Genomic DNA, 26,952 nt, shown 5'->3' on the forward strand with positions numbered 1-26,952 from the left:
TCAGGCTGCTAGTGGAGTTGCCGAAAGATTTGGTGGCCCCTGTGCGGCGAGCAGCGCTCTGTCGTACTCGGCTTTCCACGTGATGCGTTCGGAGATGGCGTGCATCACCAGGTGGTCTCGTGGTGGTACGGACGGGTCGCCGGAGTCGACCTTGCGCCAGACCAGTCGTGCCGGATCTGGTGCCGGTTTCTCGATCCCGACCGCCGCCAGCGCTTCGATCACGAAGGCTTTCCGATCGGCCTTGTGGTCGACGAGCGTCTTTCCTGACCACTTTCGGGAGACCAGCACGCGACGCCCCGGAAGGCCGAGAGTGGTCCGCCGATGAGCCCGTCCCTTGCAGTGCCCCGGAGTGGTCTTTCCGTTGGCTCCCTTGGGGTTGATGCCGTAGAGCAGCCACACCGCGCACCGGGGCGAGCAGGGCGTCACCGACAGTTCCGCGTGCAACCGGTCGTGGTGATCCTTCTGTCGCGCGGTGTCGGCTTCGACCACTTCACCCGTGGACTTGGTGAGGTACTTGGTCAGGTAGCCGATGTGCCGCCCGGCTTCCTCCGTTCCGCCGAGGATGCCCTTGGAGTGGACCTGACGGCCGAAGGTGACCACGTGCGCCGGGTCTTCCACGGCCTCTACCGCGTCGTCCCACTCGGTCAGCGGCTCGCGGGTGTCCGGATCAACGAACACTCGGCGGTCGCCGTCCCAGAGCGGCATCCGGTCGACGTAGACCACTTCGTCGTGGTTGGGCCACCAGACCTGGTGATAGGTCGCTTCGGTGACCTGCCGGATCACGTCGTGCGGCACCGATCCCCGGATAGCCGCGTGCAGGTGCGGAGCAGCCCGCCGTTGCGGCTCCACGGTCGCGAAATACTGCGCGTCCCAGCCGACCACGCGGCGAAGGTTCTGCCACCACCGGTCCACCAGCGCGGAGAAGTGCACCGCGTCCCGAGCGGCCCGCCGGTAGTTATAGGTCGACGGGTCGACAGGGGCACCATCGGAGCGGACCGGGCCGTAGGTGTCGCAGGTGAGCGTGACGAACATCGACGGCCGGAACCGTCCCGCGTACTCACGGCCCACAGTGCTCTTGGCGACCTTCCGGCGAGGCAGGTTCGGCGCATCCTGCCGCCGCTTCGTCGACCGCTTCACCGCCTTCTTCGTGGGCAGGTCAATCGAGGGGAGACGGCCACGCATCCCGAGTTGCCGAAGTTCTTCGTCGACTCCTTGGATCTCCTCCCGCAGCTCGTCGGCTTCGGCCTGGTTCGTCTCTTGCCGGTAGGCGGCGACGAGGTCGGCCCGGAACGCCAGTAGCTCCGTCTGAGTCTCGGACGGTTGCTCTGGGGTGAAGTCCGGTTCGGTCTCCATGTGCCAGCCCTCGCGGCACTGAACTTGCCGCAGCGCTTTCGCCTTGCGGGCACAGGGCAGGCAGACCGATTCGACCGTCGAGCCACACGGCACAGGGACGTAGCGAAGTTCGCCGGTATCGGTGTCGCCGACCTCCATCGTGAACGGCCGGACACAGACACCGTGCTTCTCAGCGGTCGCCTTCACCACGTCCGACGCCAGGGGCTCACGCATCCGAGCCGCCCGCGAGTTGGCCGGCATAGTCACCGCGGATTCCTTGGCGCTCATCAGGCGGCCACCTCTCCAGGTGTGCTCCACTGCCGCAGCACGAACACCGGCATCTCCTGCCGCATCCCCGCAGGCAGGTCCGGGAACGTGGCTTCGTCGAACCAGACGCCGCCGTAGACCAACACCGGGATGCCGCAGGGGGTCCGGCCGCTGAGTTCCAGGTGCACCGAGGCACCGCCTTCCGGACGCCACAGCGACGCCGTCACGTCCTCCAGGGAGTCAGCCCAGGCGAGCAGGCCACGCGCGACGTCCTCAAGCCGACGGGAGTCGAGCTGCACCGTGATCGGATCAGGACCCACCCCGACCCGCACGGACGCAGCCGGAGGCAGGGCGAACGAGTCCAGGTGGTCGCGGATCGCGTCGAGGAAGACCATCAGCTGGTTCATGCCGCCCTCCCCTCGGAGAGTCCAACTACGTGAGAGCCACAGTTGGTCACGTAGTTCTCCAGCGCCTTGATCTCCTCGTCGGCAACCCATCCGGCCCGGACGCGCAGGGGTTCGCGGACGCCTTCGCCCCAGACGTAGCCGACACCGGCTTCGGAATCACCGATCCGGTTAGCCCACGCGCCCCGTTCGTACGCGCCGTCGCCGAGGACCATCCCGACGTGGGTCTTAGAGGTCACCCGCAGACAGACACGGCGCGGGAACAGTTCACGAACCGGGACGGTGTCCTTTGTGGGTTCCTGGACGTAGCCGCGCACCGTGATCCCCAAGGCCCGGCCCTGCGTGGTGAGGAGCGCGACCTTCTCCACGATCGCGTCACGGGTCTTGCGGTCGGTGTACTTGGTCAGCGCGCCGATCTCGTCGAACTCCAGAACTTCAAGCGGATGCTCGACGCTGATCGGGATCATGCGCACGCGTCCGGCGAACTCGTGCTTGCGGGCTTCCATCTCCTCAAGCAGGCCGTCGAGGACTTCGAGCGCCTGCTTACCGGTCACCGCGTACCGGGCAAAGATCCCGCGCCCGTAGGCGAGTTCCATCCCCTTGGGATCGATACCGGACACCCGGACCACACCGGACCGGATCGCGGGTGCGGCCGACACGAGCGGGCACCACATGACCGAGTTCTTGCCCGATCCGGTCGCGCCAGCGGTCAGGCAGTGCGCGCCCGAGCCGACCAGCGGAACCCGCCAGTCCGAGCCGTACTCCGTGGTCCCGGACCACACATGCCGCAGGTCCACGCCGAGCCCATCGGGGGACACCAGGTCAGGAACCGGCAGGGAGGTCACGGCGGATTTGAGTAGGTCACGGCGCTGGAAGTCGATGGAGACAACGTTGGGCTCCAGTTCCCGTACCTGACACCGCTTGACCTTCCGCGCCACCGCCAGAGCCCGCGCGGCCTCGTCGAAGTCCTCGGGCTTCTGCCCCGGAACGAGCTGCACCCGCACTTCATCCCACGACGGCCCAGACCGAACCTTGAGCACCTTCGGCACCTGCACAGCGCGAGACGCCGAAGCGGCCTTGCGGGAGAGCAAACGGCGACGGCCGACCAGGTTCACCGTCACTTCCACCGGCAGCGCCTCGTCCCGGATGCTCAGCCCGCAGGCGTGCAGCCAAGCCGGAAGCTTGCGCGCGTAGACCACCCAGCGCATCCACCAGGACCGCAGGAACCGCCCGCAGTGCTGGTCAAAGGACACCACATCGATCAGCCGCCACGACACCAGCACGGTGACGACGGAGCCTGTCACGATCGCCAGGGACAGCCACCCAAGCCACTGCCACCACACCACGAGTGCCACCACGGTAAGACTGGTCCGCCAGCGCGTGACGACTTGCTTTCCCAGCCACAGCAACGCTTTCAGCAGCCACCAGAGGGCGATGAACACCAGCGCGGCCGCCGCCAGGACTTCCAAGATCGTGGCGAGCGCACGACCGATCTTGTGCAGCAGCCACACCACCACACCCAGCACTCCGCCGCCGATGAGAAGGACACCGATCCCGCTCGCGTTCATCGGCGACCACCGCCGGTCAGATCCAGCGGAAGCATTCCCCGACAGGGAGCACATTCCTTCTCGCCGGGCAGCAGCTTCGCGAACCGCTTACAGAGTGCGCAGCGCGTTCGGGTGACCCCGTCTAGCGGACGCTTGTTGCCATCGTTTAGCGTTGTCATTGTTCACTTCCAGAGGTTGTGGACAGCGCAGGAGCGGCAAGGTTGGTAGCCGGTTCCGCTTCTGCGCCTTACAGGACAAGAAAAGCGTTTGAGGACGTGTTTGTACGCCGCACGGCCTCGCGTGCGTTTTTCGCTCTGTCATTCAGTTTTCAGCTGGCTTGCGACTTCCCTTCTTGGATCTTCGCGGCCACCTCCTCCGCCTTGCGTTCCTCGTATCCCACCCAGTAGCGGAGTTCGTGGTGGTGTGCCCGGTCCACATCGGACACGGCGCGATACATGCGCGCGTTGGCCTGATGGAACTTCAGCCAGGTCGTCAGGTTCGATCCCGGCTTCGGACGATGAGCTGAGGCAACTGCGTGCGCGTCCCTCAGCGTCTGTGGCTCATTCCGGCCCGGTGTCGTCACCGTGCACCTCCTCGGCTGTCGCGTGCTTCCCGAGGAACACGGCCAGTTCGTCCGCGCTGTCGCGGATTTGGCGAAGGAGCCGGATGAACTCCGGCCACGCGGCCGGATCGGACGGCGGCAGGATCGCCAGGCTGTCCGGGTCGAGGTAGATCACCAGGGCCGGGTTCGCCGAACCAAACCCCTGCATCCCCGCGACCGCCTGCGGCCCCGGCTTCCACATCGCGTTGAACGCCACGGCCTCGTCCCTCCTCACTGTGAGCACGGATCTCCCACGACCGCGCGTTCTCCTCGAATCCCTCAGCCGCCGCTGTCACGGCCGCGAGCACCCACCACGGCAACTGGCCTTCCGCCAAGAGGTCTCGCCAGGCCGACGCCACCGCGAGGGAAGCAACGGCCAGGTCGTGTGCCGCCACGGGGTCGACCGCGTGTGTCCTCAGAGCGCTGTAGTGGTGGTAGGCCATCTCCCACGCCTGGACCAGGTGCGGAGGAACCACGGCGACACGGTGGCTCCCCGGCACCTCGCCCGGCATCACGCAGCCTTGGGCGTTGACTCGGCAGCGCCCGAGGTCCGCGACGACTTCGATGCCCCACCCGAAGCCGCAGCCTTGAAGCCGGTCGCGCGGAACGTGTAGGACTGGTATTTGAACTCGCCCTGACCGGCCACCTTCGGCTCAGCCGTCAGGCCCTCCAGTTCGATCGGCCGCATACCCGGCAGCACCTCCGATGTCGTCGGTACTGGCTGCACATCGGCCAGCAACGTGATCTCGAACGACGCGCGCTTCGCCTTGACCTCGTCCGGGTCGGTCACCGTGACCTTCCACTGACGCTTGCCCGTCACCTCGTCGACCCGCTGACGGGCCGGACGACCCGCAGCACGGTCCTCACGCGACTGGTACTCGTTGTCCGGCGATACCTCACCGACCATCACCAAGCCCTGGCCGAAAGCGTCGTCGAAATCGATGGGGAACCGGAAACCCTTGTAGATAGCCATTTTTTGCTCCTAGGTGCGTGTGATCAGTCGTTCTTGCGCGTGACGGCGTCGTCGGCATCGTCGGACCATTGGTCATGGAAGGAGGAGGAATGCGAGCGCGTGCGGTGCTGGGTTTCGCACCATTCGCTGAACTCGCTGGCAGCGGCCGCGAGACTCTGCGCGAACCGTGCGGTGTCCATCAGGCCGCCGATACGGGCGGGCACCTGGACGATGAAGGAGGTCTCTTCGCTTCCGGCGACGAGCTGGCGGACGCCAGGAGAGGGTGAAACCACCGCCGCGCCGTAGCCGACGAGGGGCTGAATCACCACGTGAATGCCCATGTGTGCTCTCCCGATGTCTCGGTCTCGGCGAGCCCGGTCGGGCGCGCTGGACACAGGAGACACCAAGTGAGGAGCCTCACCCCGGACAAACTGTCCGGGTAGGTACTAGCGGGGGAGAGTGCCCTCAGAAATGACGGCCCACCTGGCGTGACGTGGCCGGGTTCAGGAGACTCGGTACTAGTCGAGGAGGCGAAAGAACACCTTCAGAGGTTCCTCACCGTCGGCATGCGCCTCAATGGCAACCGCCCAACCAGCAGACATCGACCAGCCAAAGCGAGCCTCGATCCATTGGGCGAACGGACCGACAGCCCCCATCGCGAACGTCTCATCGAATCCGTGAACGTCCAGGGCGACGCCGTAGCCGAAGAGGATGCTCTCCAAGTCCCGCAAAGACCGCTGCCGCAGCCACATCCCCGGCCGCAGCCGGATCTGGTCGAGGATTTCTTGAACGTCCTGACACTGATCGATAGGTTTCGGCCGTTCCCCAGATGCAGCTGTCACACCGTCGATCTTACCGAGCTAGCCCGGCGACGGGACCGCTGCGTTCACCGCGGAAAGTACGGCTGACCAGGGCAGCTCTCGCCCCGGAGCGCTCCGCGGTTCATGCAGCGGCCACACGTCGTCCCCGTACACGAGACGCACGCCAGCACGCCGCAGCGCGTCGATGTGGGTTTCCCAGGACGGGTGACGAGCGTGCGCGGCGTTCACGCGCGGAAAGACGACGACCGGCAGGTTGAGCGTGCCGATAGCCTCGTTGACCTGCGTCAGGGCTTGATTGTCGGCGATGCCCATCGCGAGCTTGGCGACCATGTTCGCCGAAGCGGGCGCGACCAGGTAGCAATCCGGCGCCGGATGCGGGCTGGATTCGGCCGGCGAGCGCGGCTCAACCCGGACCGGGAACCCAGTGGCCTCCTCGATCTCGGCGCGGCCGCCGTTCTCGTCCAGCCAGCGCCCCGCCGTCGGCGTCAAGGTCACCGCGACCGTCCAGCCGTCCGCCTGCGCGGGCCGGATCACGCGCGGAAGAAGGTCCTCAACACCACCAGCACCCGAGCCCACCAGGCCCAGAACACGCGACGCCACCCGACCTACCTCACCGCGCCGCAGCGCTCAGCCAACGCCAACAACGGCGAGGACTTCTTACCAGCCGTCGCCGGGGCACGGCGATACATCGACCGCACGACCTCCCGCACCGCCGTACTGTGCCGGACGATCCCCGGCGCCTTCTGCTCAGCCGTCAGCAACGCCGACAACGCCTCATCATCCTTCGCGACCAGGCTCAACGCCCGCGCGAAGTCAATCAGGTGCGTGACCTGCCGCTCCACCGGCAAGTGGTCGACGCTGATCCTCGGAGCCGACTCGATCACCTGCGAAATGTCGCCCAGATCCAGCGCCGCCGACAGACGGTGCAGCTCGACATTGGCCGGGCCGAACCCGGTCTGCCAATGGTTGGCATCCACACCGAGCTGTTCAGCCGCACGACCCGCGTGAGACAGCAGCTCGTTCGCTGTCGACCGGTCCTGTTGCCGGGCAGCGGCGACGGCCGTCCGCAGGTAAAGCATCCCGTAGAGGCTCAGTGCCGCCGGGTCACCGTCGCGCATCCTCGGGACCAGCCACTTCGCGGCCACATCGCCCAACTCAAGCGCGTCGTCGAACCGGCCAACCGCCAGGAGCGCATGAGTGCCAGAACGAGCAGCGGAGGCTAGGACGAGCGGGTCGTCTGCCTCGTCGGCCGCTTGCATGGCGCGCTCTGCCGCGATCCACGCGAGGTCGGCTTCACCGATCTTGCTCAGCGTCGTCGCGGCCAAATGGTGGACGCGTGCCGACACCGCCGCACAGGCCCGCCGGTAGGCCGCGTCATCGGCCGAGGCGGACTCCATGCCCTGACTGGTCTTGATCAGACCCGGCAGCGCAGCGACGACACGGCCGAGGTCGCCCTTCTGATAGCTGGACCAGGCACCTTCCACCAACTGAGCCACCGGCGCCGGGTCGATGTACTCCGGCGACATAGCCGAAGAGAACAGCGTGCGGGACAACCGCCGGGGAGCCATGAGCGCGTCACGGATGGCCGGGACGTCGTCGTTCTTGTCCTCATCCTCCATCAGCACCGGTTCGCCGAGGAGATCTCCCAGCGTCACCCGCAGGCCCCGCGCAACGTCAGCCAGCACGTCCAAGCGCCGGATCTCACGTTCCCCGCGCTCGATCTTGCTCAGCCAGTCCTCAGTACGACCCACCAGATCAGCAAGGACCGCCTGCGACAGACCACGCCGCCGCCGGTAGAAGGCAATACGCTCCCCGATGCTGAGCTGATCACCCGCACCACGCATGCCTCCAGGCTAACAGCCAGCATGCCTTCAGGAGGAACTCGACAGCTATCCTTAACGCAGGAACGTCTTTTCAAGAACTGATCTCTACCAGCTACCGCTGTCTGTCAGCGCTCCTTCGTCGACGCCGTTTACGGAGACGTTGGCAACTGATACATCTGCGACATCTATGCGCAGCCTGTTAAGGCGAACCTCCCATGACCGCCGCTCGCGGTTGAAATCCGGGTCTGCCATCGCATCCTCAGCTTGTCGAAATAGGTCTATGGCGTTGACCAAAGCGCGGTCGTTACCTGACCTCCACATCAGCGCAGCTCCGATATCTGCAAGAATGCGATAATTATATCGGTCATCTACTTTGTCTTTGACGCATTGAAGCGCAATCCGCTCGGCTTCCAGGAGCATTGCCACTCGGTCTTCGTCGAGCAATCCTTCTGTATTTTCGGCTCGCTGCATGGCAGATATTGCACGATATCTATCAATAATGTTATCTTTTCCAATTTCGCGCTGAGATGCGGCGATTGCCTGGTCTGCGAGTATGAGCTCACCCCTTTGAAGAAAGAGTTTTACCAGTCTTCGTCGAGGAGTTCGTTCCGCAGGGACTACCTTGATGAGCCGACTCAGTAGAGTAACTTGCTCTTCGTGAGAGGACAGTCTTGCTATTCCCATGTCATCCGACGCCATCGCTCGCGCAGTTTCCCGTTCAAGGTAATGCGTAGGATTCAGGCCTTCTATTATTCTTGAAAGAAGTCCATAGAGTTCATTTTGATCGGCAAACTTGTAAGTCGCGATTACGTGAGCGATAACATCGTGCCTGGTTGCCCATCCGTAGATGCCCTCATGTGGCTTAATATCGTACTCGCTTACAACATCCGCCATCTGAACTAGCATTGATTCGAGTGCGCCAGCTTCTACGCTAAGTAGGCGCAATATCAGCTGACGGTGGACCTTTCCACCCATTGCTTGAATTGCAGCAACATGTCTGTATACGTCTTGGGAGGCGACATCAAGGCCGGCGTACTCTTGAAGTAGGATATTGTCCAGGCGCTCGCTGTGAAAAATATTCTTAAGGCATACAAACATATCTGCGCTGCATCTATCTCGTAGTCTTTGAATCTTCTCCTGTCGGCCGAGTTGCAGGAATCCCTCCTCGACCAAGCTGCGAATATCTGGCTGACGGTCCAGCAAGTTCACTAATTCGTCAATATCTGCTTCTGTTAGTAACTGTAGATGCTCCACGGAGCCGCGCGTGAAGAAGTAAGACGACTTGGCCCGAGTCTTCCATTGGCCGAAGTTGACGGTTAGCAGGAGTCTCAATGCCGGTGATTCAAGACGCCCGAGTGCATCGGCCAGTCGATTGACTAACGATAGATGATTGGCGCAGTCGTCAATCATCAGATAGCCGACCTTGTCTTCGGCTCGCAACTGAGCCTCAACCTCTAGCCATCCCTGCCAGTCAAGCGGGAATGAGTTCTGGTGCTCCCAGCATAGATGTCCTTCGTCGATCTTACGCAAAAGCAAAGCGCGTGCGAGGGAGGTCTTTCCTACACCCCCAGCGCCCGCTAAGATCGTAAATATACCCCGTGAGCTCTCCTGAATTTCCCGCAGCCGCACTTCGAGCCATCGGTTTATCGTGTATCCGCGACGGATATCTCCATACGACGCGGGTGCGCCGTTATAGAGACGGGTGGCGTCAGCTCCTAGGCTGAGTGCATGACTAACATCTGTCGTTGTTGCAGCCAAGCTTGGCTTTAGTCGGCTGGCTGAAGGTGTCTGAGTTGTGTATATCGACGACTCTCGCGATTCGAGTCCGGCAAGGCTGAGCTTGTGCATTAACTCGTCGAGAGTCGCATGAAAGACGAGAATTCCTCGTCTCTCAAGTAGTTGAGCGCGATCCGGGTCGTCTTCGTAAGACATCAAGTAAACCTTGCTGCTGACACCCTGCTCTCGAAGGCCAGCAACGTATTTTGCAAGGTCGCGTAGGTGTGCATCCTTAAGTGATTGACCGATGATTAGAGTGTCTGCGGCGAACATGCCTGCACGCAAACTATTGAAAAGCGACTGGCGATACTGTTCGTACTCGTCGTAGTCTGCCTCGGTCAATATCATTCGGGAATGATCTCCGAATGCAACGTCCTGGCTTATGCAGCCATGGATCTTGTAGAGTTGGGTGATCTAAGACTGCCCCCGGGAGAAGTCAAAGTTAGACCGGACAACGTCAAGGTCGCGTGCCGCCGACTTATATGAAGCCTCAACGAGTTGGTCGAAATTTGTAGTGTATATGGCCCGCCAGTTGAAGGCGGGAAGGGCAAGAATGCCGCCGGTAGGGTTCAGTGATCCCAGGATGGAACGTAAAGAAGTGACCAGTTCGCGTCGACCTTTTCGATGCTCGAAAATCCCGGCTATTTCAGAAAGGTCTTCGCCTTCAGGAACTGGCTTAAGTTTTGCTGCAAGTTGCCGGGCCAGAACTGGACCCGATGGCGCACCTGACCCCATTGACGCCCCAGCGCCTAGCAGTATGACGGTCTGCTCTGGTTTTAGCGAACTCACGACTGAGTCAAGGTCAATCATCTAAACACCGGCTATTCTTTGAGTTAGTTTGCCGAACTTGGCTCTATGGGATCAAGGGCGCGTTGCCGCCGGGCGGCGCGCCGGGCGCGTAGGTAGCCCCTCGCCTGGGCGGCCGCGCCGGTTCCCGACACGGCGGGCTGCCGCTCCGCTTCGCCCACCGGCCGGGCGACGCGGCCGCCAGTGGGTCACCTTGCGCAGCGCCACCCAGCGGCGGCGCGTATGTCCCAGTAGCCAAGTCGGCCCTCCTCAACGAGCGTCGTGACATACCGGTCGTCGATGTATCGCCACCTGTTACGCCGAGTCGGGGGTTCCCATTCACCCCGATGCCTGATCGTGACAACGGCCGGTAGCACCGCGTCAAGGCTGGAAAGCGTGCCTTGACCCGATGCCACCGGCCGCGTGCTGGCTTCGTATCGGGATGAAGGGGGAGGTGTGGGCAGGGTTTCGCCAGGCCGTCTACAGGCCGTCAGACGTCAGGTAGGGCCAAGATCCACCGAGAACTGCCGAGAGACGTTTAAGCAGCTCAGACGCCATTTTCAAGCAAGATCGCCAGGAAGGCCGAAACCGGCCGAGAGATCACCCAGATCTACGAAGGCACCAACCAGATCCAGCGCATGGTCATGGCACGCGCCCTGCTCAAGGGCTGAGTCATTCCCGCGTGAAGGCCCCCTTTCCTCGGCTCAGTCGAGGAAAGGGGGCCTTCACGCGCTTCGGGGTTCGCATTCAGGTGACGAAATGCGCAGGTGAGATCGGCCCTCGGTGAGATGCTTCACGGAAGTACGGCGATCATGGCCGCACGGTGTCACTCTCGAAGGATGTTCTGGTTCGCTCCGGTGTCGTGGACACCGCACGACGAGGCCGAGCTGATCGCCGGCTGGCGGTTGTGGCTCGAACTCGGGGATCGCACGTGGCCGTCGGCCGCGTGGGACGGGACGGCGGCCGACGTCGTCAAGCCGCTGCGTGAGCTGGTCGCGGCCTGCGACGACATCGAGACGGGGTACCGCGAGGCCGTCGACGAGCCGTCGGAGGAGTTCATCCGGATCATCCAGTTCCTCGTGTGGACCGTGAGCACGGTGATCGAGCTGTGGGCCGACGACGAGGTCCCGCTCGACGCCGAGCGGATAGCGTTGCTGCACGCCGACCTGGCCGGCTTCGCCGAACAGGCCGAGCGGGTGCTGGAGGTGCTGGCCGTCAGCGGGGGCTGGACGGGTCTGGCCGCGGAGCATCGGCGGACGGATCGCTGAGCGTTTCCGGTTTCTCGACCCACGCGAACCGCGAGCCCGCGAGGTGCTCGGTCAACGGGAGGTCCAGCGAGAGCAGGGTCACCGCGGTGCCGTACGGGTCCTCGCCGGGCACGATCTCGTAGCCGGTCTCGAACACCGACTCTTCCTTCTCGTCGGACTCGACGTCGTGCCGAGTGACATCGCTGTCGATCGACCACGTGCCCCCGAGGGTGCGATGGAACTTCAAGACCAGTTCGCCCGGCGTCGACCAAGTGAAGCGCGACACCGCGAACTCGGTGCTCCAGCTCGCCCAGTAGAGCCATCCGGAGCCGTCGCGGCGGAACATCAGGTCGACGGTTTCGACGCTGCCCGGATGCAGGATCTCGTCCGACCACAGGCCGGTCAGCCGTTCGTCCGTCACGGAGGGGATTCTGCCGTACGGGGGAGATAACGTCCGCGACCTTCCACAGAGGACATGCCGCCGACCGGGTCCGCTTCCTGTCGGGTACCTGTCGATCACGCTCCGGAGGTGCCATCGGAAGCGTCCGGTGCCCTACCGTGATCCGGGTAAGTTGAATATTCACCGACCAGAAAGCTGATACCCGATGTTCGCTCGTTTCAAGGATGTCGCCCTCCTGCTCGGCCGGATCGGTGTCGGTGTGGTCTTCCTCGCACACGGCCTGCAGAAGTGGGAAAACGGGATCGACGGCACCGCGAAGTTCTTCGAGCAGACCGGAATCCCGCTGCCGACGCTCGCGGCGATCTTCGCGATCGCGGTGGAGATCGTGGGCGCGATCTTGTTCATCGTCGGTTTCCTGACGCCGCTGGTGGGCCTCGGCTTCGTCGTGGTCTCCGTCGGCGCCCTGCTCTCGGTGCACCTCGACAACGGCCTCACCGGCCAGGGCGGTTACGAACTCGTCCTCGTCCTGGCGGTCGCCGGGCTCGCGCTCGGCTTCAACGCCGGCAAGCTGTCGCTCGACCACGTGCTCTTCGGGCGCAAGCGTGAGGCGAAGCAGCTCCAGGACGCCTGACCCATTGAAATGAAGGGGCCTTTCATTGCAAATTTTGCAATGAAAGGCCCCTTCATTTCACGTCAGGAGGGGAGATCCGCGGTAGTCCGCTCGGCTTCGCGCCGGGAAGCGAGTTTGGCCGGATCCGCGTCGGTGACCTGGACCAAATGCGCGCCGGCCGCGAGCGGCGTCAGGAACCCCGACAGAATCCCTTCCTCGCCAGCCCATTCCACAGTGGACAGAACGCGGTCCGTCGCGGACAGGCTCGCCGCCGAAGCGCGGGAACGAGCTTCGGTGAGGACCTCGTCCACAGTGGACGAACCCAGTGCGGGAGTGTCACCGGGCACGGGGAACAGCGGGCTGAACTGGTCACCCGAAAGCCTGGCTTCGGTCAGGTAGTCCAACGCCCCGTCGGGTACGGAACCGGCAGGCAGCCCGAGGCCCATCGGGTGCAGCGAGACGACGGCCGTCGCGGCCGCGTCGGAAGCGCCGCCCGGCGCGACGAACGCCACCCGCGCGCCCGCGGTCTCCGTCACCACCCTGGCGCCGCACCACCAGGCGCCCAGCAGCACGCCGGCGGTCTGCCAGTGCGACGGCAGCACGACGGCGACCTCGTCTCCCGGTTCGACGTCGAACTCGTCGACCAGCCAGTTCGCCGTTTTGGCCGCCCAGTTCACCGTGGTCGCCACGGACAGTTCGACCCGGCTGCCCTGCTTGTCGTCGTAGTGCGTGATCAGCGGTTTCGCGGGCGACCCGAGCAGGGGTCGCAGCAGCAGTTCGGTGAGGCTCACGCCCCCAACGCTAGTTCACGCAGGGAACACTCGACGCGGCGAGCAGCGGAGCCGCGCCGGGGGCCCCGCCGCCACCGCCCCGGCCCACCAGGCCGGATACGAAGGTCCGCACGGCGGCGGGGTCGATCTCGACGATGCTCTGACCGTCCGCGCTGCGGCCGTTGATGTTCACCACCGGGATGGTCGTGAACGTCAGGTCGCCGGACGCGATCCCCTTCGCCTGCTGCGCGAACTCCAGCAGGTCCAGCCCTTCGTCCAGGACGATCGACCGGCGCACGACGTCCATCAGGCCCGCCATCGTCGACGGGCTGGTCAGCGTGCCTGCCGAGAGCACCTGGTTCAGTGCCGAGGACAGGAACGTCTGCTGCCGCACGATGCGGTCGAGATCGCCGCGCGGGAGGTTCTTCCGCTGCCGCACGAACGAAAGCGCCTCGCCGCCCGACACGGTCTGTTCGCCGCGCCGGAAGTCCGCGCCGGAGTCCTTGTCCTCGGTGGAGTGGTTCAGGCAGACCTTGACGCCGCCCAGGGCCTCGGTCAGCAGGTAGAACCCGAGCAGGTTGACCTCGGCGTAGTGGTCGATGCGGATCTTCGTCAGATCCTGAACGGTCTGGACCAGTGCCTTGCGGCCTTCCTGATCGGAATCGCGTTCGAGTTTCGCCTGATCGCCTTCGCCGCGGTGCGCGTTCGCGTAGCCGGCCTTCGCGGTGCCATACGCTGAATTGATCTTGCCGAGACCGCGGCCGGGGATGTCGGTCCAGGTGTCGCGCGGGATCGAGACACCGGACGGCTTCCCGCCGTTCTTCGGGATGCGCAGGATGATGATGGTGTCGGTGTTGACGCCCGGCTTCTCCTCGGTGCGCAACTCCTTGAGCACCCTGAGCGGCAGCGGATTGCCCTGCGCGTCGGTCCGCGCGTCGCTGCCGACGAGGAGGATGTCGTTCGCGCCGTCGTCGGCGGGCGGTGCGGCGGGATCGTCGGCCTTGCTCAGGGCGTTCGTCGTGGGGACGTTGTTCTGCAACTGGTCCTTGGTGACGTACGCGTAACCCGTCGTGCCGAGGGCGAGCAGCGACACGAGGCCGAGCGCGATCCGCCGGGTGATCCGGCCGGCGCGGCGCAGCGGGCGCTCGGGTACGGCGAGCACACCCGAGACCGGTTCGTCTTCGTCTCCGGCCGGGGCGGACGGCTGGGGGAGCGGCGGATTCCGGGGGTACGGCGTCGGGACGAACCGGGGCTTCTCGTCACTCTCGGTGTCCGATTTGGTGTCCTCTTCGGACTTCGGCTCTTCGTCGTCCAACTGCTCAGAACGTTCGTTGACGCCCTTGTCCTCGTCACCCATCCCTGTTCACCTCCCCTGGCGCTGCCGTTTGTCCGATCGTAGGAGAAGGCTAGGCCACGGTGAGGTCGGCCACGCTCAGTACCCGGACATTAATTGACGCAGGGCACATTGCCCGCGACGATCGGCTTCGTGGAGGGCGCCGGAGGAGCGCTGGAGGGCGGCTGAGCCGGCTTCGAGGGAGTCGACGTCTTCGACGGGGTGGTGGTCACGGTCGCGCCCTTGAAGTCCTTGCCGAGCAGCACCCGCACCTTGCCGGGTGCGACGTCGCGGTCCGCTTCGGCCGCCACCGCGGTGCCGAAGACCTGCTTGATCAGGGCCAGCGCGGCTTCGTCGCCCGGCGCGTGCCGGATGACCGTCGAGTTGCGGGTGCTGAGCTTGGTGTCGGGAGCGAGTTTGAAACCCTTGCCCTGCAAGAGGTTCCGGGTCTCGGTGGCCGCCGTGGGGGAGCCGGATCCGTCGAAGAGTTCGACGGTCACCGCCTCCGCGCCCGGCAGGGTGGGCTGGGCCGAGGTGGGTGCCGTCTCGCCGTCGGCGGTGAGGCGGCTGATTTCGGCCTGCACCTGCGCCGGGTCCACCCGGAGCACGGCGGCGCCGCCGATGGTCGCGTCGCCCTGCGTCGGGATCGTGTGGAACTCGACGTTTCCGCTGGTCAGCCCGCGCATCTGGGCGGCGAACTCCGGCAGATCCCAGCCGGCCGACAGCACGACCGACTTCTTCACCGCTTCGATCAGGTCCGCGATCTTCGCCGGGTTGATCAGGACGTCGGACGAGAGCACCTTGTTCGCCAGGCCTGACAGGAAGGCCTGCTGCCGGGCGATCCGGTCGAGGTCGCCGTTCTGCAGGTCGTAGCGCTGGCGGACGAACGCGAGCGCTTGCACGCCTTCGACGGTCGACTTCCCGGCGGGCAGGTCCACGCCGGACTTCTTCTCCTTGACCGCGTTGTTGAGGCAGACCTCGACGCCGCCGATGGCCTTGGTGATCTCGTAGAAGCTCGACAGGTTCACCTCGGCGTACCGGTCGATCATCTTCGGTTTGCCGATGAACTGCTCCAGCGTCGCGATCAGGTTCTTGCGGCCGGCGTCCTTGGCCTTGGCGTCGACGTCCTTGAGGTTGGAGTTGCCCTGCTGCTGCAGCGTCTTCGACGTGTCGTTGTAGGCGTACACGTACGCGCTGTTGAGTTTGTGCTTGCCGAAACCGCCGGTGATCTCGACCCACGAGTCGCGGGGGAAGGAGATCGCGACCGCCTTCTTACCGTTCTGGGGGATGTGCACCAGGATCATCGTGTCGGTCTGGCGCTCGCCGTCGGAAACACCGGCGTGCAGCATGTCGAGGACCTCGCGCGGCAGCGGATTTCCCTGCGCGTCGGTGCGGCTGTCCTGGCCGACGAGCAGGATGTCGATCGCGCCGTCCAGCGGTTTCGCGGGTGGGTGACCGTTGTCCTCGAAGATGTTCGTGGTCGCGAAGCCCTTCGACGGGTCGCCGATGAACTGCCAGCCCCACCAGGTGAGCGCCAGGATCGTGATCGAGACCAGGCTGAACACGACCTTCACCCCACGGCGGGCGAACACCACGACACCGCCGCCACGGCGCGCCGGAATGGGTGGCCCGGGCCACTCGGTCACGTGCGGTCCTCCACGAATCTCCCCAGGGCACCCGCGTGCCTCGCCGACAACTCTACTGACCCCCGTGTTAGACGTCCGTAGGCTGGTGAAAGGTTGCCCCGGTCGTGACACACTCGGCCGGTCAGGAAGTCGTAAAGGGAGGATCGCGGCATGCGAGTGCTGGTCACCGGGGGTGCCGGGTTCATCGGTTCGCATTACGTCCGGCAGGTGCTGACAGGGGCGTACCCGAGCCTGGCCGACGCCGAGCTGATCGTGCTCGACAAGCTGACCTACGCGGGCAACGAAGCGAACCTGGAGCCGGTGCGCGAGAACCCGCGGTACCGGTTCGAAAAGGGTGACATCTGCGACGCCGCCCTGGTCAGCGAGCTGATGCGGGGTATCGACCTGGTCGTCCACTTCGCCGCCGAGTCCCATGTGGACCGTTCGATCGCCGGCGCGGCCGACTTCGTGCTGACCAACGTGCTCGGCACGCAGACCCTGTTGCAGGCCGCGCTCGAGGCCGAGGTCGGGAAGTTCGTCCACGTGTCCACCGACGAGGTGTACGGCTCGATCGACGAAGGATCCTGGGACGAAGACCACGCGCTGGAGCCGAATTCGCCGTACTCGGCGTCGAAGGCGTCCTCCGATCTGCTGGCCCGTTCCTTCTTCCGTACGCACGGATTGCCTGTCTGTGTCACGAGGTGCTCGAACAACTACGGTCCGTACCAATTCCCGGAGAAGGTCATCCCGCTCTTCGTGACCAACCTGCTCGACGGCAAGAAGGTCCCGCTCTACGGCGACGGGCTCAACGTCCGTGACTGGCTGCACGTGGACGATCACTGCCGCGGCATCCAGCTCGTCGCCGACGGCGGCAGGCCGGGCGAGGTCTACAACATCGGCGGTGGCACGGAACTGACGAACCGCGAGCTGACCGAGCGGCTGCTGACCGCGGTCGGCGCCGACTGGGAGAGCGTCGAGCCGGTCGAGGACCGCAAGGGACACGATCGCCGATACTCCGTCGACATCACCAAGATCTCGCGGGAGCTCGGTTACGCGCCGCGGAAGTCCTTTGAGGACGGTCTGGCCGACACGGTCGCGTGGTACAGCGGAAACCGAGCGTGGTGGGAGCCGCTGAAGAACCGTGCGGGAGAGTGACGACGTGCTGAGCATTCTCGTACCGGGCGGATCCGGCCAGCTGGGGCAGGACATCGCGGCGCTGGCGGTGGACGCTTCGACGCCGTCGTCATCTGAGTTGAACGTGTGCGACACCGGGCAGGTCGTCGCCGCGGTGACCGAACTGGCGGGCCGGGCGCGGGCGGCGGGGAAGTCGCCGGTGGTGATCAACGCGGCCGCCTACACCGCGGTGGACGCCGCGGAGACCGATGAGGCGCGGGCGTTCGCGGTGAACGCCGACGGCCCCCGGGTGCTCGCCGCGGTGTGCTCGTCGCGCGGGGTGCCGCTCATCCACGTGTCCACGGACTACGTGTTCGCCGGTGACGCGACTTCGCCGTACGAGACCGGTGATCTGCTGGGGCCGCTCAACGCCTACGGCCGGACGAAAGCGGCGGGCGAGGACGCGATTCTCGGCTCGGGGGCCCGGTCCTGGATCGTGCGGACGTCCTGGGTGTACGGCAAGACCGGGGCGAACTTCGTGAAGACCATGGCACGCCTGGAAAAAGAACGCGACGAACTGTCCGTAGTGGACGATCAGACCGGTTCGCCGACCTGGTCCCGCGATCTCGCCGCCGGACTGCTGGAGCTGGCCGGTCGCATCGCCGTCGGCGACGGGCCTTCGCAACGGGTGCTGCACTGCACGGGTGGCGGGTCGACGACGTGGTGCGGGTTCGCGCGCGCGATCTTCACGGAACTCGGCGCGGACCCGGCGCGGGTGAAGCCCTGCACGACGGCGGAATTCCCGCGTCCCGCGGCGCGTCCTGCGTACGGCGTGCTGTCGAACGCTTCGTGGCGCGAGGCCGGTCTCACGCCGCTTCGGGACTGGCCTGACGCGCTTCGGGCCTACTTCGCCTCCTGACGCCGCTTCGCGTCGTGGCGTGAGTTCCGTCTTCAAGCACGCGAGTTACGTCTCCAATCACGCGAGTTCGCCGTCTGATCACGCGAGTCGCGCGGCCAAGCACGCGAGTTCGCCCTCCCCGCATGGACGGCACGTGTGTGCGGATGCGGATCACGCGTGATCAGACGGCGATCATTCGTGATTGAGGGGCGAACACGCGTGATTGAAGACGTAACTCACGTGATTGAGGGGCGCACTCACGTGATTGGGGGCGGAACACGAGACCAGGTCGCTAGCAGCGCTAGGAAAGCTAGCGATACTAAAGGTCCCTTGCTTCGCTCTGGAGTGACGCGTGGGACTCCTGAGACCCTCGCAATTAGTCACCTACTTGCCCTGGACGTCTTCGGGCGCCGGAAGGCGTAGAGGCAAGTAGGTGACTAATTGCGGAGATCAGTGTTTCGTGCTGGCCTGGCGGTACGCGGCGACGGTGAGTTCGGCGCAGGCGCGCCAGGTGAAGTTCGCGACGTGGGCGCGGCGCGCGGCCGAAGTGGCGACGGCGTGCGGGTCGCTGACGGCGATCCGCAGTGCCTCCACGAGTCCGTCGACGTCCTCGTAGGGGACCAGGCTCGCGCAGTTCCCCGCGACCTCGCGCAGCGCCGGGATGTCCGTGCACACCACGGGCACGTCCGACGCCATCGCTTCCAGCACCGGGAGCCCGAAGCCCTCGTCGCGCGACGGCAGCACCAGCGCGCTGGCCCCGGCGACGACCCGGCGGAGGTTCACGTCGGACAGGTAGCCCACGTGTCGCGAACGCGAGCCCACGGCGAACGAGCCGGGGCCGACGAACACCAGTTCCGGCAGATCCGGCGCCGCCTCGTGCGCCTGCTGGAGCCAGTGCAGGCCCTTGCGGGGTCCGGGCGCGCCGGCGAAGAGCAGGTACTTGTCCGGGAGGCCGAGTTCCTTGCGGCGTTCCTTGTCCGGCGGGCGCGCGTTGAACCAGGCCGGGTTCACGCCGAGCGGGGTGACGATGATCTTGCCGCGGTCCACGTCGAGCCGTTCGGCCACCTGGTCGGCGACGGCGTTGGTGGGCGTGCAGATCGCGTCGGCGAGCCGGGCGCCGCGCCGGACCAGGCGCGGCAGTTCGTGGTCGCTCGGCGCGAGTTCCCCGGGAGCGTCCAAAAAGGCCAGATCGTGGATGGTCACCACGCCCGCCGCACGGAACCGGCCGGGCAGCACGAAGTTGGTGCCGTGCACGACATCCGTCGGCCCGGCGAACAGTTCCACCGGCGGCAGTTGCGAACGCAGCCACGCCTTGCGCAGCAACCGTGCCGCCACCGGCATGCCACGGGCCCGGACGCCGTGCGGGAGCACGTGCCGCAGCCGCCGCCAGCCGCGCAGCGTGAACGCGACCGCGCGAGTGTCCACTTCGGACATCGACGCGAGCTCTTCGGACAGTGCGACCGTGTACCGGCCGATACCCGTCCTGGCACCGAGAAGCGGGGTCCCGTCGAGCAGGACGCGCAAGGGGCGGTCAGCCACGGCCGAGCCTCTGCTTCGCGACCTTGACCACGCGGCCGCCGACGCGCCGCACGAGTTCCTTCGGGCCGCCGTCGGCGAGGTACTCGCGGATCAGGTCGACATCGCGGCGCAGCATTTCCTTGCCCCGCACCGGTGCGGTGACCACGAGGTCCTCCGAACCGGGCAGCCGGTCCGCGGCGGGCCGGGGGTTCCGGCAGAACTCCACCAACGGCTTCAAGGCTTCCGGCCAGGCGTAACGCTGGGCGACCGCGGCCATCCGCTCGACGCAGCCCGCGGCGAATTCTTCGTCGTACAACGCCTTTTCCAGCGCGTCGGCCAGCGCGTCCACGTCCTCGGCGGGGACGACGACGCCGAGCCGTTCTTCGCGGACGAGGTCCGCGAAAGAATCGCCGTCGGTGGTGACGATCGGCAGCCCGGCCCACAGGTAGTCCAGCACCCGGGTGCGGAAGGCGAACGTCGTCTCGACGTGCTCGTAATGCGTGGTGACGCCGCAATTCGCGTCGAGCAGCCAGTTCTGGCGCTCCTCGTACGGCACCCACTGCTGGTTGAAGAACACGTGTTTGCCGGTGAGCCCGAGCGTGTCGGAGAGCAGCATCGTGCGCGCGCCGATGTCCATCTCGGTGACCTCGGGGTTGGGATGCTTCATCCCGAGGAACACCAGGCGGACGTCGCCGCGGCGCTGCCGCAGCTGCTCGATCGCCCGGACCAGCGTGAGCGGGTCGAACCAGCTGTAGACCCCGCCCGCCCACAGTACGACGTGATCGGTCTCGCCGATTCCGTCCAAAGTGGACCGGAGGCCGGGGCCGGTGCGGACCGGCGCGTTGGGGGACAGGCCGAACGGGACGATGGAGAGCAGCGATTGGGTGGTCGGGTCCGCGTCGTACAGCCTCGGCGAGAGCCTGCCCATCGCCGCGAGATGCCCCAGCCAGAAGTGCCGCTGACGCTCCGAGGCGCAGAGGAAGAAGTCTCCGCGTTCCAGCTGCGCGTCGAGGACCTTGGTGACCCCGATGAGGTCGAGCGCGCGTTTGTCGTCGGGAACGCCCTTGCCCTGTTCGAGCAGTTCGAGGTGCATCGGGTCGTACAGATCCGCGACCACGATCTTGTGCGCGTACTGCTTCTTGAGCGACGGCGCGAGTTCCAGCACGTGACCCTGCAGGACGATGATGTCCGCCCAGGCGATCGGGGCCTCCAGATCGCGCCTGGTCGCCGCGCTGACCCGGAACGGCGCGGGCGGCGGATCGGCGAGGGGATTGACCGTCACCAGGTGGACGTCGTGTTCGGCGGCCAGGGTCGCGGAGATGTTCCACGCGCGGATCGCCGGGCCCGCCATCCGTTCGGTGATCGCGTCGCCGGTGATCACCACGATCTTGCGGCGCTGCCCGAAGAGCGCGTCGATGCCGAACGTCTCGACCAGGATGTCGTGCGCGGCGAGATAACGCGGCAGTGGATACGCGGGCTCCAACGCCTTGCGCAGCAAGGGAAGCAGATCGGCATCGGTGCGGACGCGGGCGGCCTGCTCGGCGGCACGCGACTCGGCCAGCGACGGCAGCAGTTCGACGAACTGGTCGATCGCCAGCACGCCGGCCAACGTCGTCCTCGGCACTCCGACCGGACCGGTTTCGGCCGGGCCGACGCCCTTGGCGAGATCGAACTGGGTGGCGTCGAGGTCTCCGCGAGCGGTCGCCCGGCGGACCGCCAGCGCCAGCGCCGCGGGCAGCGCGCGCGAGAGTGTCTCGTCGGAGAGATTCTTGTACAGCGCGGCCAAGGCGTTGCGTTCCAGCAGGAACGTCTCGCGGCCGGAGTCCGGAGCGTCCACTGTGGACATGGTGGCGTGGTGCTTGTGGTAGGTCAGCGAATCCGGCACGTAGCGCACGCGCCAGCCGCGCAGGTTCAGCCGCCAGCCGAGGTCGACGTCCTCGTAGAACATGAAGAACCGCTCGTCGAACCCGCCGAGTTCGGCGAACACCCCGGCGCGGACGAACATCGCCGAACCGGTCGCGAACAGGACGTCCTTGGCGATCTCGTGTTCGGCGGCGGGGACGTCGGCCAGCGGGCTGCCCGCGTGGCGTTTGTAGCCCATGCCGAACCAGGTCAGGCCCGCGTCGACGAAGTCGGTGCCGGTGCCGTCCCAGTCGAGGACCTTGCTGGCCACCGCGGCGACCGTCGGCTGCGCGCGGAGTTCGGCGACGGCCGCGCCGACCCAGCCGGGAGCCGGGCGGGCGTCGTTGTTGAGGAAGGCGAGCACGGTGCCTGTCGCGTGCTTCGCGCCGAGGTTGCAGCCGCCCGCGAAGCCGGAGTTCACCGGGGACTCGACGAGCTTGACGCCCGGGGCGGCGGCCTTGATCTCGGCGACGTCGGAGCCACCGGAGGCGTTGTCGACGCAGATGACTTCGAGGTTCGGGTAATCGTGTTCGGCGAGTGCGCGCAGGCAGGTGACGGTGTCGGCGGCTCCCCGGTAGTTCACCACGATGACCGAGACGACCGGTTGCGTTTCCCCCTGCGCCAAAGCCGTACTCCCTGCTCTCGATTGGGGCAAGCTTAATTGCCCGCCCACGCGTCCCAGACCGCGCCTCGGCCGAGTGTCGCGCGTCGCCCGATGGCCCGCCGCTCGAGCAGTGTGCGCGGCAGGCGGGCGGCGACGGCACCCAGCACCCGGCACCGCAGGCTCGGGCGGAAGTTCGGCGCCGCAGCCGTCTTGTTTTGACGGAGCCCTCGAAGGGGGAGTATCGCGGTCAGGGCGGCGAACTTCAGCAGCTGGCGGAGCGCGACCTCACGCGGAGCACACCGCAGGAGGGTCAGCAGGCGGTTGCGTTCATTCCACAGGTGGAACTGGACCGAACCCGGTCGGGTGCTCGCGCCATGCCGATGGGTGACGTCGGCTTCGGCGCCGACGACGTCCCAGCCCGCCAGCCGGAGCCGCCACGCGGTGTCGGTGTCCTCGTAGTAGCAGAAGTAGGACGCCGGGACGCCGCCGGCGGAGCGGAGCGCCTCGACGTTCAGCACGGCCGCGCCGCCGCAGAAACCGAAGATCTCGTCGGCTGGTTCCGGCAGGTCGGCGCCGTGGCCGTCGGCGGTCAGGCGGACGCCGGTGGACTGGACGGTGCCGTCGGCCAGCGTCAGCCGGGCGCTCACGGCGGCGGCGAGCGGCGCCTCGGCGAGGGTGTCTTCGCAGGTCGCGAGCCAGTCCGGGGCCGGCGCGGCGTCGTCGTTCAGCCACGCCATCAGCGGGGTGTCCACTTTGTCCAACGCGGCGGCCATGGCGCCCGCGTAACCGGTGTTGCGCCGCAGCCGGAGCACCTCGGGCTTCGACGGATGGGCGGCGAGCAGGGCGGCCGTGCCGTCGTCGGAGGCGTTGTCGACGACCAGGGTGCGATGCGGGCGGGACTGCGCGGCGAGGGCGTCGAGGCAGGCGATGATGTGCGCCGCGCCGCGCCAGGTGACCACGACGACGGTGGTGCTGGGCATGCCAGAGAGAATAGAGACCATGCCCGAACTGGTCGTGCTCGCCGAGCAGCTGCTGGCGCCGGTCCCCGGCGGGACAGGCCGCTACACCGGCGAATTGCTGCGGGCGCTCGCCGAGACCGCGCCGCCGGGCTGGACGGTGTCGAGCGTGGTCGCACGGCATGCCGACATCGAGCCCGCGGTCGTCGAGGGAGTCAAAGGACCGCGCGTGCTGCCGATCCCGCCCCGGGCGTTGATCGCCGCTTGGCAGCTAGGCGTGCCGTGGTGGCCGGGTGGCGACGCGGTCCACGCGCCGACGCCGCTCGCGCCCGCCCGCGTGCCGAAGGGGCGGACGCTGTCGGTCGCGGTGCACGACACCGTGCCGTGGACGCATCCCGAGACGCTGACCCCGCGCGGTGTCGCGTGGCACAAGGCGATGATCGCGCGGGCCGCGGCGCGGGCGACCGCGCTGACCGTGCCCACGCAAGCGATTGCGGACGAGCTCGCCGGGCTGGTGCCGGTTTCGTCTCCGCTGCACGTGATCCCGCACGGAGTGCGGCCGCCCGCCGCGTTCACCGAGGTCGCGCTGCCCGAGCGGTACGTGCTCGCGATCGGGACGATCGAGCCGCGCAAGGGCATCGACGTGCTGATCGACGCCGCCGGCCGGATCGGGGTGCCGCTGGTGCTGGCAGGCCAGCCGGGCTGGGGCGGGGTCGATCCGGTCGCGCTGGCACGCGAGCACGGCGCGGACGTCCGGCTGCTCGGGAAGGTGAGTGACGCGGAACTGGCGTTCGCGTTGCGGGGCGCGTCGGTGCTGGCGATGCCGAGCCGGGCGGAGGGTTTCGGGCTGCCGCTGATCGAGGCGATGGCGGCCGGGGTGCCGGTGGTGCATTCGGACGTCCCCGCCCTGGTCGAGGTGGCCGGGGGAGCGGGCGTCACCGTCCCCGTCGGCGACGCGCAAGCGCTTGCGGATGCCCTTCGCGACGTACTCGACCATCCGAAGCGTGCGGCAGCCCTGCGTGACAGTGGTCTCAGCCGTTCGAGTGAGTTCACCTGGCAGCGCGCCGCTTCCGCCCTTTGGGGCCTCCACCAGCGCGATCAGTTTCCCGGTTCCCCACCGCGGAGCCGGTGAGCAGCCGTACCCTCCTAGGGTGACCGATGACCCTCGCGTGCTGATCGACGCGACCGCCGTCCCCGCGGACCGGGGTGGCGTCGGACGTTACGTGGATTCGCTGGTCGCGGCGCTGGACGAGGACGGCGCGCGGATCACCGTCGTCTGCCAGCCGCGGGACGCGGTGCTGTACGACCGGCTGGCGCCCGGCGCGCGGATCGTGCCGACCTCGCCGTCGACTTCGACCAGGACGGCCAGGCTGACCTGGGAACAGGCGACCCTGCCCCGGCTGGTCCGGCGGCTCGCCGCCGACGTCGTCCACTCCCCGCACTACACGATGCCGCTCGCCAGCCCCGCCGCTTCGGTGGTGACGCTGCACGACGCGACCTTCTTCACCGACGCCGTCCTGCACTCTTCGGTGAAGGCGCGTTTCTTCCGCGCCTGGACCGCGACGGCGCTTCGCCGCGCGACGCTGTGCGTCGTGCCGAGCATCGCGACGGCGGCCGAACTCGAGCGCGTCGGCCAGGTGCGGACGGCGGAACTTGAGATCATTCACCACGGCGTCGAACCCGATCGGTTCCATCCGCCCTCACCCGCCGAGATCGAGGCCGCGCGGCAGGCCGTCGGACTGGGGAAGACGCCGTACGTCGCCTTCCTCGGCGCGCTCGAACCGCGCAAGAACGTGCCCGCGCTGATCCGCGGCTTCGCGCACGCCGTGACCGGCAGGCCGAACCCGCCGGCGCTGGTGCTCGCCGGACAACCGGGCTGGGATTCGCAGGTCGAACGCGCCCTCGACGCCGTGCCGCATCGGCTGCGCGTGATCCGGGCCGGATACCTGCCGTTCGACACACTCGCCGGCTTCCTCGGCGGCTCCGAACTGGTCGCGTACCCGAGCCTCGGCGAGGGATTCGGGCTGCCGGTGCTGGAGGCGATGGCGTGCGGCGCGGCCGTGCTCACGACCCGGCGGCTTTCGCTGCCGGAGGTCGGCGGCGACGCGGTCGCCTACTGCGGTGTCGGCGCCGGAGACGTCGCCGCGGCCATCTCGGAGCTGCTCGACGCTCCCGCGAGGCGGGCCGAACTGGCCGAAGCCGCGCTTCGGCGGGCGAAGGAGTTCTCGTGGGCGACGACCGCGGAGCGGCACCGGGAGGCCTACGCGAAGGCTTGGCACCGGCATGCGCAGCGGCGGGTGAGCTAAGCCCTCCCGCTCCGCCCCAGCCCCCGCCCCAGCTCCCGCTCCCGCCCCGCCCCAGCCCCCGCCCCAGCTCCCGCTCCCGCTCCGCCCCAGCCCCCGCCCCAGCTCCCGCTCCCGCTGCGCTCCTGCTCCCGCCCGCGCTCCAGCTCCGCTCCGCCCCAGTCCCGCCCGCGCTCCTGCTCCCGCCCGCGCTCCAGCTCCAGTTCCCGCCGCGCTCCAGCTTCGTTCCCGCTCCGCCCAGCTTCCAGGTGCGGCGCGGATGCTCCCAATGTGGCATTGGGGACACTCAGCGCCCCCAATGCCACATTGGGAGCGTGTCCGCCGGCTTCGGAGCAGCGGGGAGGCGGAGCCGCGGAGCAGCGGGGAGGCGGAGCAGCGTGGGAGCGGAGCTTTGGAGCAGCGTGGGAGCAAGGGACCTTTGCTATCGCCTCGGGGTGGGTGCGGCGCGGTCGCGTTCGGTGACGGGTGGACAATGGCCCCGTGACTGAGCACCCCAGCTACGGCGACGGGATCGCCGTCGTGACCGTGACGTACTTCCCCGGCGAAACCCTCGAGAAGTTCCTCGACACGCTCGAGAAGGCGACGGATCGGGACGTCCAGGTCGTCGTCGCCGACAACGCGTCCACGGACGGCGCCCCGGAGAAGGCCGCCCGCCGGGAGAACGTCAAGCTGCTCAGCATCGGCGAGAACGTCGGCTACGGCACGGCCGCCAACCGGGGTGTCGCGGAACTCGACGACAGCTACGGCTGGGTCGTCGTGGTGAATCCGGACCTCGAATGGGAACCCGGTTCGCTCGACGCGCTGCTGGAGGTGGCCGAGCGCTGGCCGCGCGGTGGCGCGTTCGGGCCGCTCATCCACGACCTCGACGGCACGGTCTACCCGTCGGCCCGGCTGCTGCCGTCGTTCGGTCGCGGGATCGGGCACGCGGCGTTCGGCAAGATCTGGCCGGGCAACCCGTGGACGCGGCAGTACCGGCAGGAGACCGGCACCCCGGTCGAGCGTACGGCGGGCTGGCTTTCCGGGTCCTGCCAGCTGTTGCGCCGCGAGGCCTTCGACTCGGTCGACGGATTCGACACGCGCTACTTCATGTACTTCGAGGACGTCGACCTCGGTGACCGGCTGACCCGCGCGGGCTGGCTGAACGTGTACGCCCCTTCGTCGAGTGTCATGCACATCGGCGGGCATTCGACTTCGCAGGCTTCGGAGAAGATGCTGCGTGTGCACCACGAAAGTGCGTACCGCTACCTCGCGGACCGTCACCGCGGTCTCCTGTGGAAGCCGGTCATGCTCGCGGTGAAGGCCGGTCTCGCGCTGCGTCTCAAGCTCGAAACGCGCCGGAAGTAGCCGTTCCGGCCACCGGAACT

25 protein-coding genes are annotated in these 26,952 nt (G+C 66.9%); 7 read left to right on the plus strand and 18 right to left on the minus strand.

Annotated features, from left to right (window positions below; translation table 11 throughout):
• The 11 genes from ACIHAO_RS21460 to ACIHAO_RS21510 form a co-directional block, all read right to left on the minus strand.
• Window positions 1–1,620: a replication initiator gene (locus ACIHAO_RS21460; protein ID WP_396560356.1), complete on the minus strand. Its 1,620-nt coding sequence runs from the start codon at window positions 1,618–1,620 to the stop codon at window positions 1–3.
• Window positions 1,620–2,006: a hypothetical protein gene (locus tag ACIHAO_RS21465; protein WP_396560358.1), complete on the minus strand. Its 387-nt coding sequence runs from the start codon at window positions 2,004–2,006 to the stop codon at window positions 1,620–1,622. Before ACIHAO_RS21465 ends, ACIHAO_RS21460 begins: the two co-directional genes overlap by 1 nt.
• The gene (locus ACIHAO_RS21470; RefSeq protein ID WP_396560360.1) at window positions 2,003–3,571 is read right to left on the minus strand and encodes an FtsK/SpoIIIE domain-containing protein; all 1,569 of its coding nucleotides are present in this window, start codon (window positions 3,569–3,571) and stop codon (window positions 2,003–2,005) included. Before ACIHAO_RS21470 ends, ACIHAO_RS21465 begins: the two co-directional genes overlap by 4 nt.
• A gap of 307 nt (window positions 3,572–3,878) precedes the next feature.
• Window positions 3,879–4,133, minus strand: a complete 255-nt coding sequence (locus ACIHAO_RS21475) for an AMED_5909 family protein (protein WP_350578795.1) — start codon at window positions 4,131–4,133, stop codon at window positions 3,879–3,881.
• Window positions 4,111–4,395, minus strand: a complete 285-nt coding sequence (locus ACIHAO_RS21480; protein WP_396560362.1) for a hypothetical protein — start codon at window positions 4,393–4,395, stop codon at window positions 4,111–4,113. The genes ACIHAO_RS21475 and ACIHAO_RS21480 overlap by 23 nt, the downstream gene beginning before the upstream one ends.
• A gap of 267 nt (window positions 4,396–4,662) precedes the next feature.
• A complete protein-coding gene (locus ACIHAO_RS21485; RefSeq protein ID WP_396560364.1) occupies window positions 4,663–5,124 on the minus strand; it encodes a hypothetical protein in 462 nt (153 codons plus the stop codon).
• A gap of 23 nt (window positions 5,125–5,147) precedes the next feature.
• On the minus strand, window positions 5,148–5,444 hold the full coding sequence (locus tag ACIHAO_RS21490) for a hypothetical protein (protein WP_396560366.1): 297 nt from the start codon (window positions 5,442–5,444) through the stop codon (window positions 5,148–5,150).
• Window positions 5,445–5,621: 177 nt separating this feature from the next.
• Window positions 5,622–5,945 (minus strand): hypothetical protein, encoded by a 324-nt coding sequence (locus tag ACIHAO_RS21495; RefSeq protein ID WP_396560368.1) that lies wholly within the window; start codon window positions 5,943–5,945, stop codon window positions 5,622–5,624.
• Between the two features lie 18 nt (window positions 5,946–5,963).
• Complete coding sequence (locus ACIHAO_RS21500) at window positions 5,964–6,524, minus strand: flavoprotein (RefSeq protein ID WP_396560370.1); 561 nt, start codon at window positions 6,522–6,524, stop codon at window positions 5,964–5,966.
• Window positions 6,525–6,529: 5 nt separating this feature from the next.
• Window positions 6,530–7,768, minus strand: coding sequence for a helix-turn-helix domain-containing protein (locus ACIHAO_RS21505; RefSeq protein ID WP_396560372.1), 1,239 nt, complete (start codon window positions 7,766–7,768; stop codon window positions 6,530–6,532).
• A gap of 84 nt (window positions 7,769–7,852) precedes the next feature.
• Complete coding sequence (locus ACIHAO_RS21510; RefSeq protein ID WP_396560552.1) at window positions 7,853–9,937, minus strand: SIR2 family protein; 2,085 nt, start codon at window positions 9,935–9,937, stop codon at window positions 7,853–7,855.
• Between the two features lie 1,211 nt (window positions 9,938–11,148).
• On the opposite strand from ACIHAO_RS21510, the gene ACIHAO_RS21515 reads away from it, so the two are divergent.
• Entirely contained in the window at window positions 11,149–11,577 is a 429-nt protein-coding gene (locus tag ACIHAO_RS21515; protein ID WP_125789919.1) for a hypothetical protein, read from the plus strand.
• Here ACIHAO_RS21515 and ACIHAO_RS21520 read toward each other — a convergent pair.
• Window positions 11,525–11,977 (minus strand): hypothetical protein, encoded by a 453-nt coding sequence (locus ACIHAO_RS21520; RefSeq protein ID WP_396560374.1) that lies wholly within the window; start codon window positions 11,975–11,977, stop codon window positions 11,525–11,527. The genes ACIHAO_RS21515 and ACIHAO_RS21520 overlap by 53 nt on opposite strands.
• A gap of 184 nt (window positions 11,978–12,161) precedes the next feature.
• Here ACIHAO_RS21520 and ACIHAO_RS21525 point away from each other — a divergent pair, with 184 nt between their 5' ends.
• Window positions 12,162–12,587 carry a DoxX family protein gene (locus ACIHAO_RS21525; RefSeq protein WP_125789921.1) on the plus strand — a complete coding sequence of 142 codons (426 nt, stop codon included), beginning with the start codon at window positions 12,162–12,164 and terminating at the stop codon, window positions 12,585–12,587.
• Between the two features lie 62 nt (window positions 12,588–12,649).
• Here the strand turns inward: ACIHAO_RS21525 and ACIHAO_RS21530 are convergent, their stop codons facing one another.
• The 3 genes from ACIHAO_RS21530 to ACIHAO_RS21540 all read right to left on the minus strand — a co-directional run bounded on the left by ACIHAO_RS21530 (window position 12,650) and on the right by ACIHAO_RS21540 (window position 16,315).
• The gene (locus tag ACIHAO_RS21530; RefSeq protein WP_396560377.1) at window positions 12,650–13,357 is read right to left on the minus strand and encodes a TIGR03089 family protein; all 708 of its coding nucleotides are present in this window, start codon (window positions 13,355–13,357) and stop codon (window positions 12,650–12,652) included.
• Between the two features lie 10 nt (window positions 13,358–13,367).
• Window positions 13,368–14,693: an LCP family protein gene (locus tag ACIHAO_RS21535; protein WP_396560379.1), complete on the minus strand. Its 1,326-nt coding sequence runs from the start codon at window positions 14,691–14,693 to the stop codon at window positions 13,368–13,370.
• 89 nt (window positions 14,694–14,782) lie between these two features.
• Window positions 14,783–16,315, minus strand: a complete 1,533-nt coding sequence (locus tag ACIHAO_RS21540) for an LCP family protein (RefSeq protein ID WP_396560381.1) — start codon at window positions 16,313–16,315, stop codon at window positions 14,783–14,785.
• Between the two features lie 150 nt (window positions 16,316–16,465).
• On the opposite strand from ACIHAO_RS21540, the gene rfbB reads away from it, so the two are divergent.
• Together rfbB and rfbD are read left to right on the plus strand one after the other, a co-directional pair.
• Window positions 16,466–17,449 (plus strand): dTDP-glucose 4,6-dehydratase, encoded by a 984-nt coding sequence (gene rfbB, locus ACIHAO_RS21545; RefSeq protein ID WP_125789924.1) that lies wholly within the window; start codon window positions 16,466–16,468, stop codon window positions 17,447–17,449.
• 4 nt (window positions 17,450–17,453) lie between these two features.
• Window positions 17,454–18,326, plus strand: coding sequence for a dTDP-4-dehydrorhamnose reductase (rfbD, locus tag ACIHAO_RS21550; protein WP_396560383.1), 873 nt, complete (start codon window positions 17,454–17,456; stop codon window positions 18,324–18,326).
• Between the two features lie 429 nt (window positions 18,327–18,755).
• Here the strand turns inward: rfbD and ACIHAO_RS21555 are convergent, their stop codons facing one another.
• The 3 genes from ACIHAO_RS21555 to ACIHAO_RS21565 are packed head-to-tail and all read right to left on the minus strand — an operon-like array spanning window position 18,756 to window position 23,309.
• Window positions 18,756–19,844 carry a glycosyltransferase family 4 protein gene (locus tag ACIHAO_RS21555; RefSeq protein WP_396560385.1) on the minus strand — a complete coding sequence of 363 codons (1,089 nt, stop codon included), beginning with the start codon at window positions 19,842–19,844 and terminating at the stop codon, window positions 18,756–18,758.
• Window positions 19,837–22,350 (minus strand): glycosyltransferase, encoded by a 2,514-nt coding sequence (locus ACIHAO_RS21560; RefSeq protein WP_396560387.1) that lies wholly within the window; start codon window positions 22,348–22,350, stop codon window positions 19,837–19,839. The genes ACIHAO_RS21555 and ACIHAO_RS21560 overlap by 8 nt, the downstream gene beginning before the upstream one ends.
• Window positions 22,351–22,382: 32 nt before the next feature.
• Complete coding sequence (locus tag ACIHAO_RS21565; RefSeq protein ID WP_396560389.1) at window positions 22,383–23,309, minus strand: glycosyltransferase family 2 protein; 927 nt, start codon at window positions 23,307–23,309, stop codon at window positions 22,383–22,385.
• Window positions 23,310–23,328: 19 nt separating this feature from the next.
• Between ACIHAO_RS21565 and ACIHAO_RS21570 the strand changes: the two genes are divergently transcribed.
• The 3 genes from ACIHAO_RS21570 (at window position 23,329) to ACIHAO_RS21580 (ending at window position 26,932) form a co-directional block, all read left to right on the plus strand.
• Window positions 23,329–24,417 carry a glycosyltransferase family 4 protein gene (locus ACIHAO_RS21570; protein WP_396560554.1) on the plus strand — a complete coding sequence of 363 codons (1,089 nt, stop codon included), beginning with the start codon at window positions 23,329–23,331 and terminating at the stop codon, window positions 24,415–24,417.
• 37 nt (window positions 24,418–24,454) lie between these two features.
• Window positions 24,455–25,591 carry a glycosyltransferase family 4 protein gene (locus ACIHAO_RS21575; protein WP_396560556.1) on the plus strand — a complete coding sequence of 379 codons (1,137 nt, stop codon included), beginning with the start codon at window positions 24,455–24,457 and terminating at the stop codon, window positions 25,589–25,591.
• A gap of 477 nt (window positions 25,592–26,068) precedes the next feature.
• The gene (locus tag ACIHAO_RS21580; protein ID WP_199749161.1) at window positions 26,069–26,932 is read left to right on the plus strand and encodes a glycosyltransferase family 2 protein; all 864 of its coding nucleotides are present in this window, start codon (window positions 26,069–26,071) and stop codon (window positions 26,930–26,932) included.
• The last annotated feature ends 20 nt before the right edge of the window (window positions 26,933–26,952 follow it).

Source organism: Amycolatopsis sp. NPDC052450 (assembly GCF_044547565.1).
Lineage (GTDB): Bacteria > Actinomycetota > Actinomycetes > Mycobacteriales > Pseudonocardiaceae > Amycolatopsis.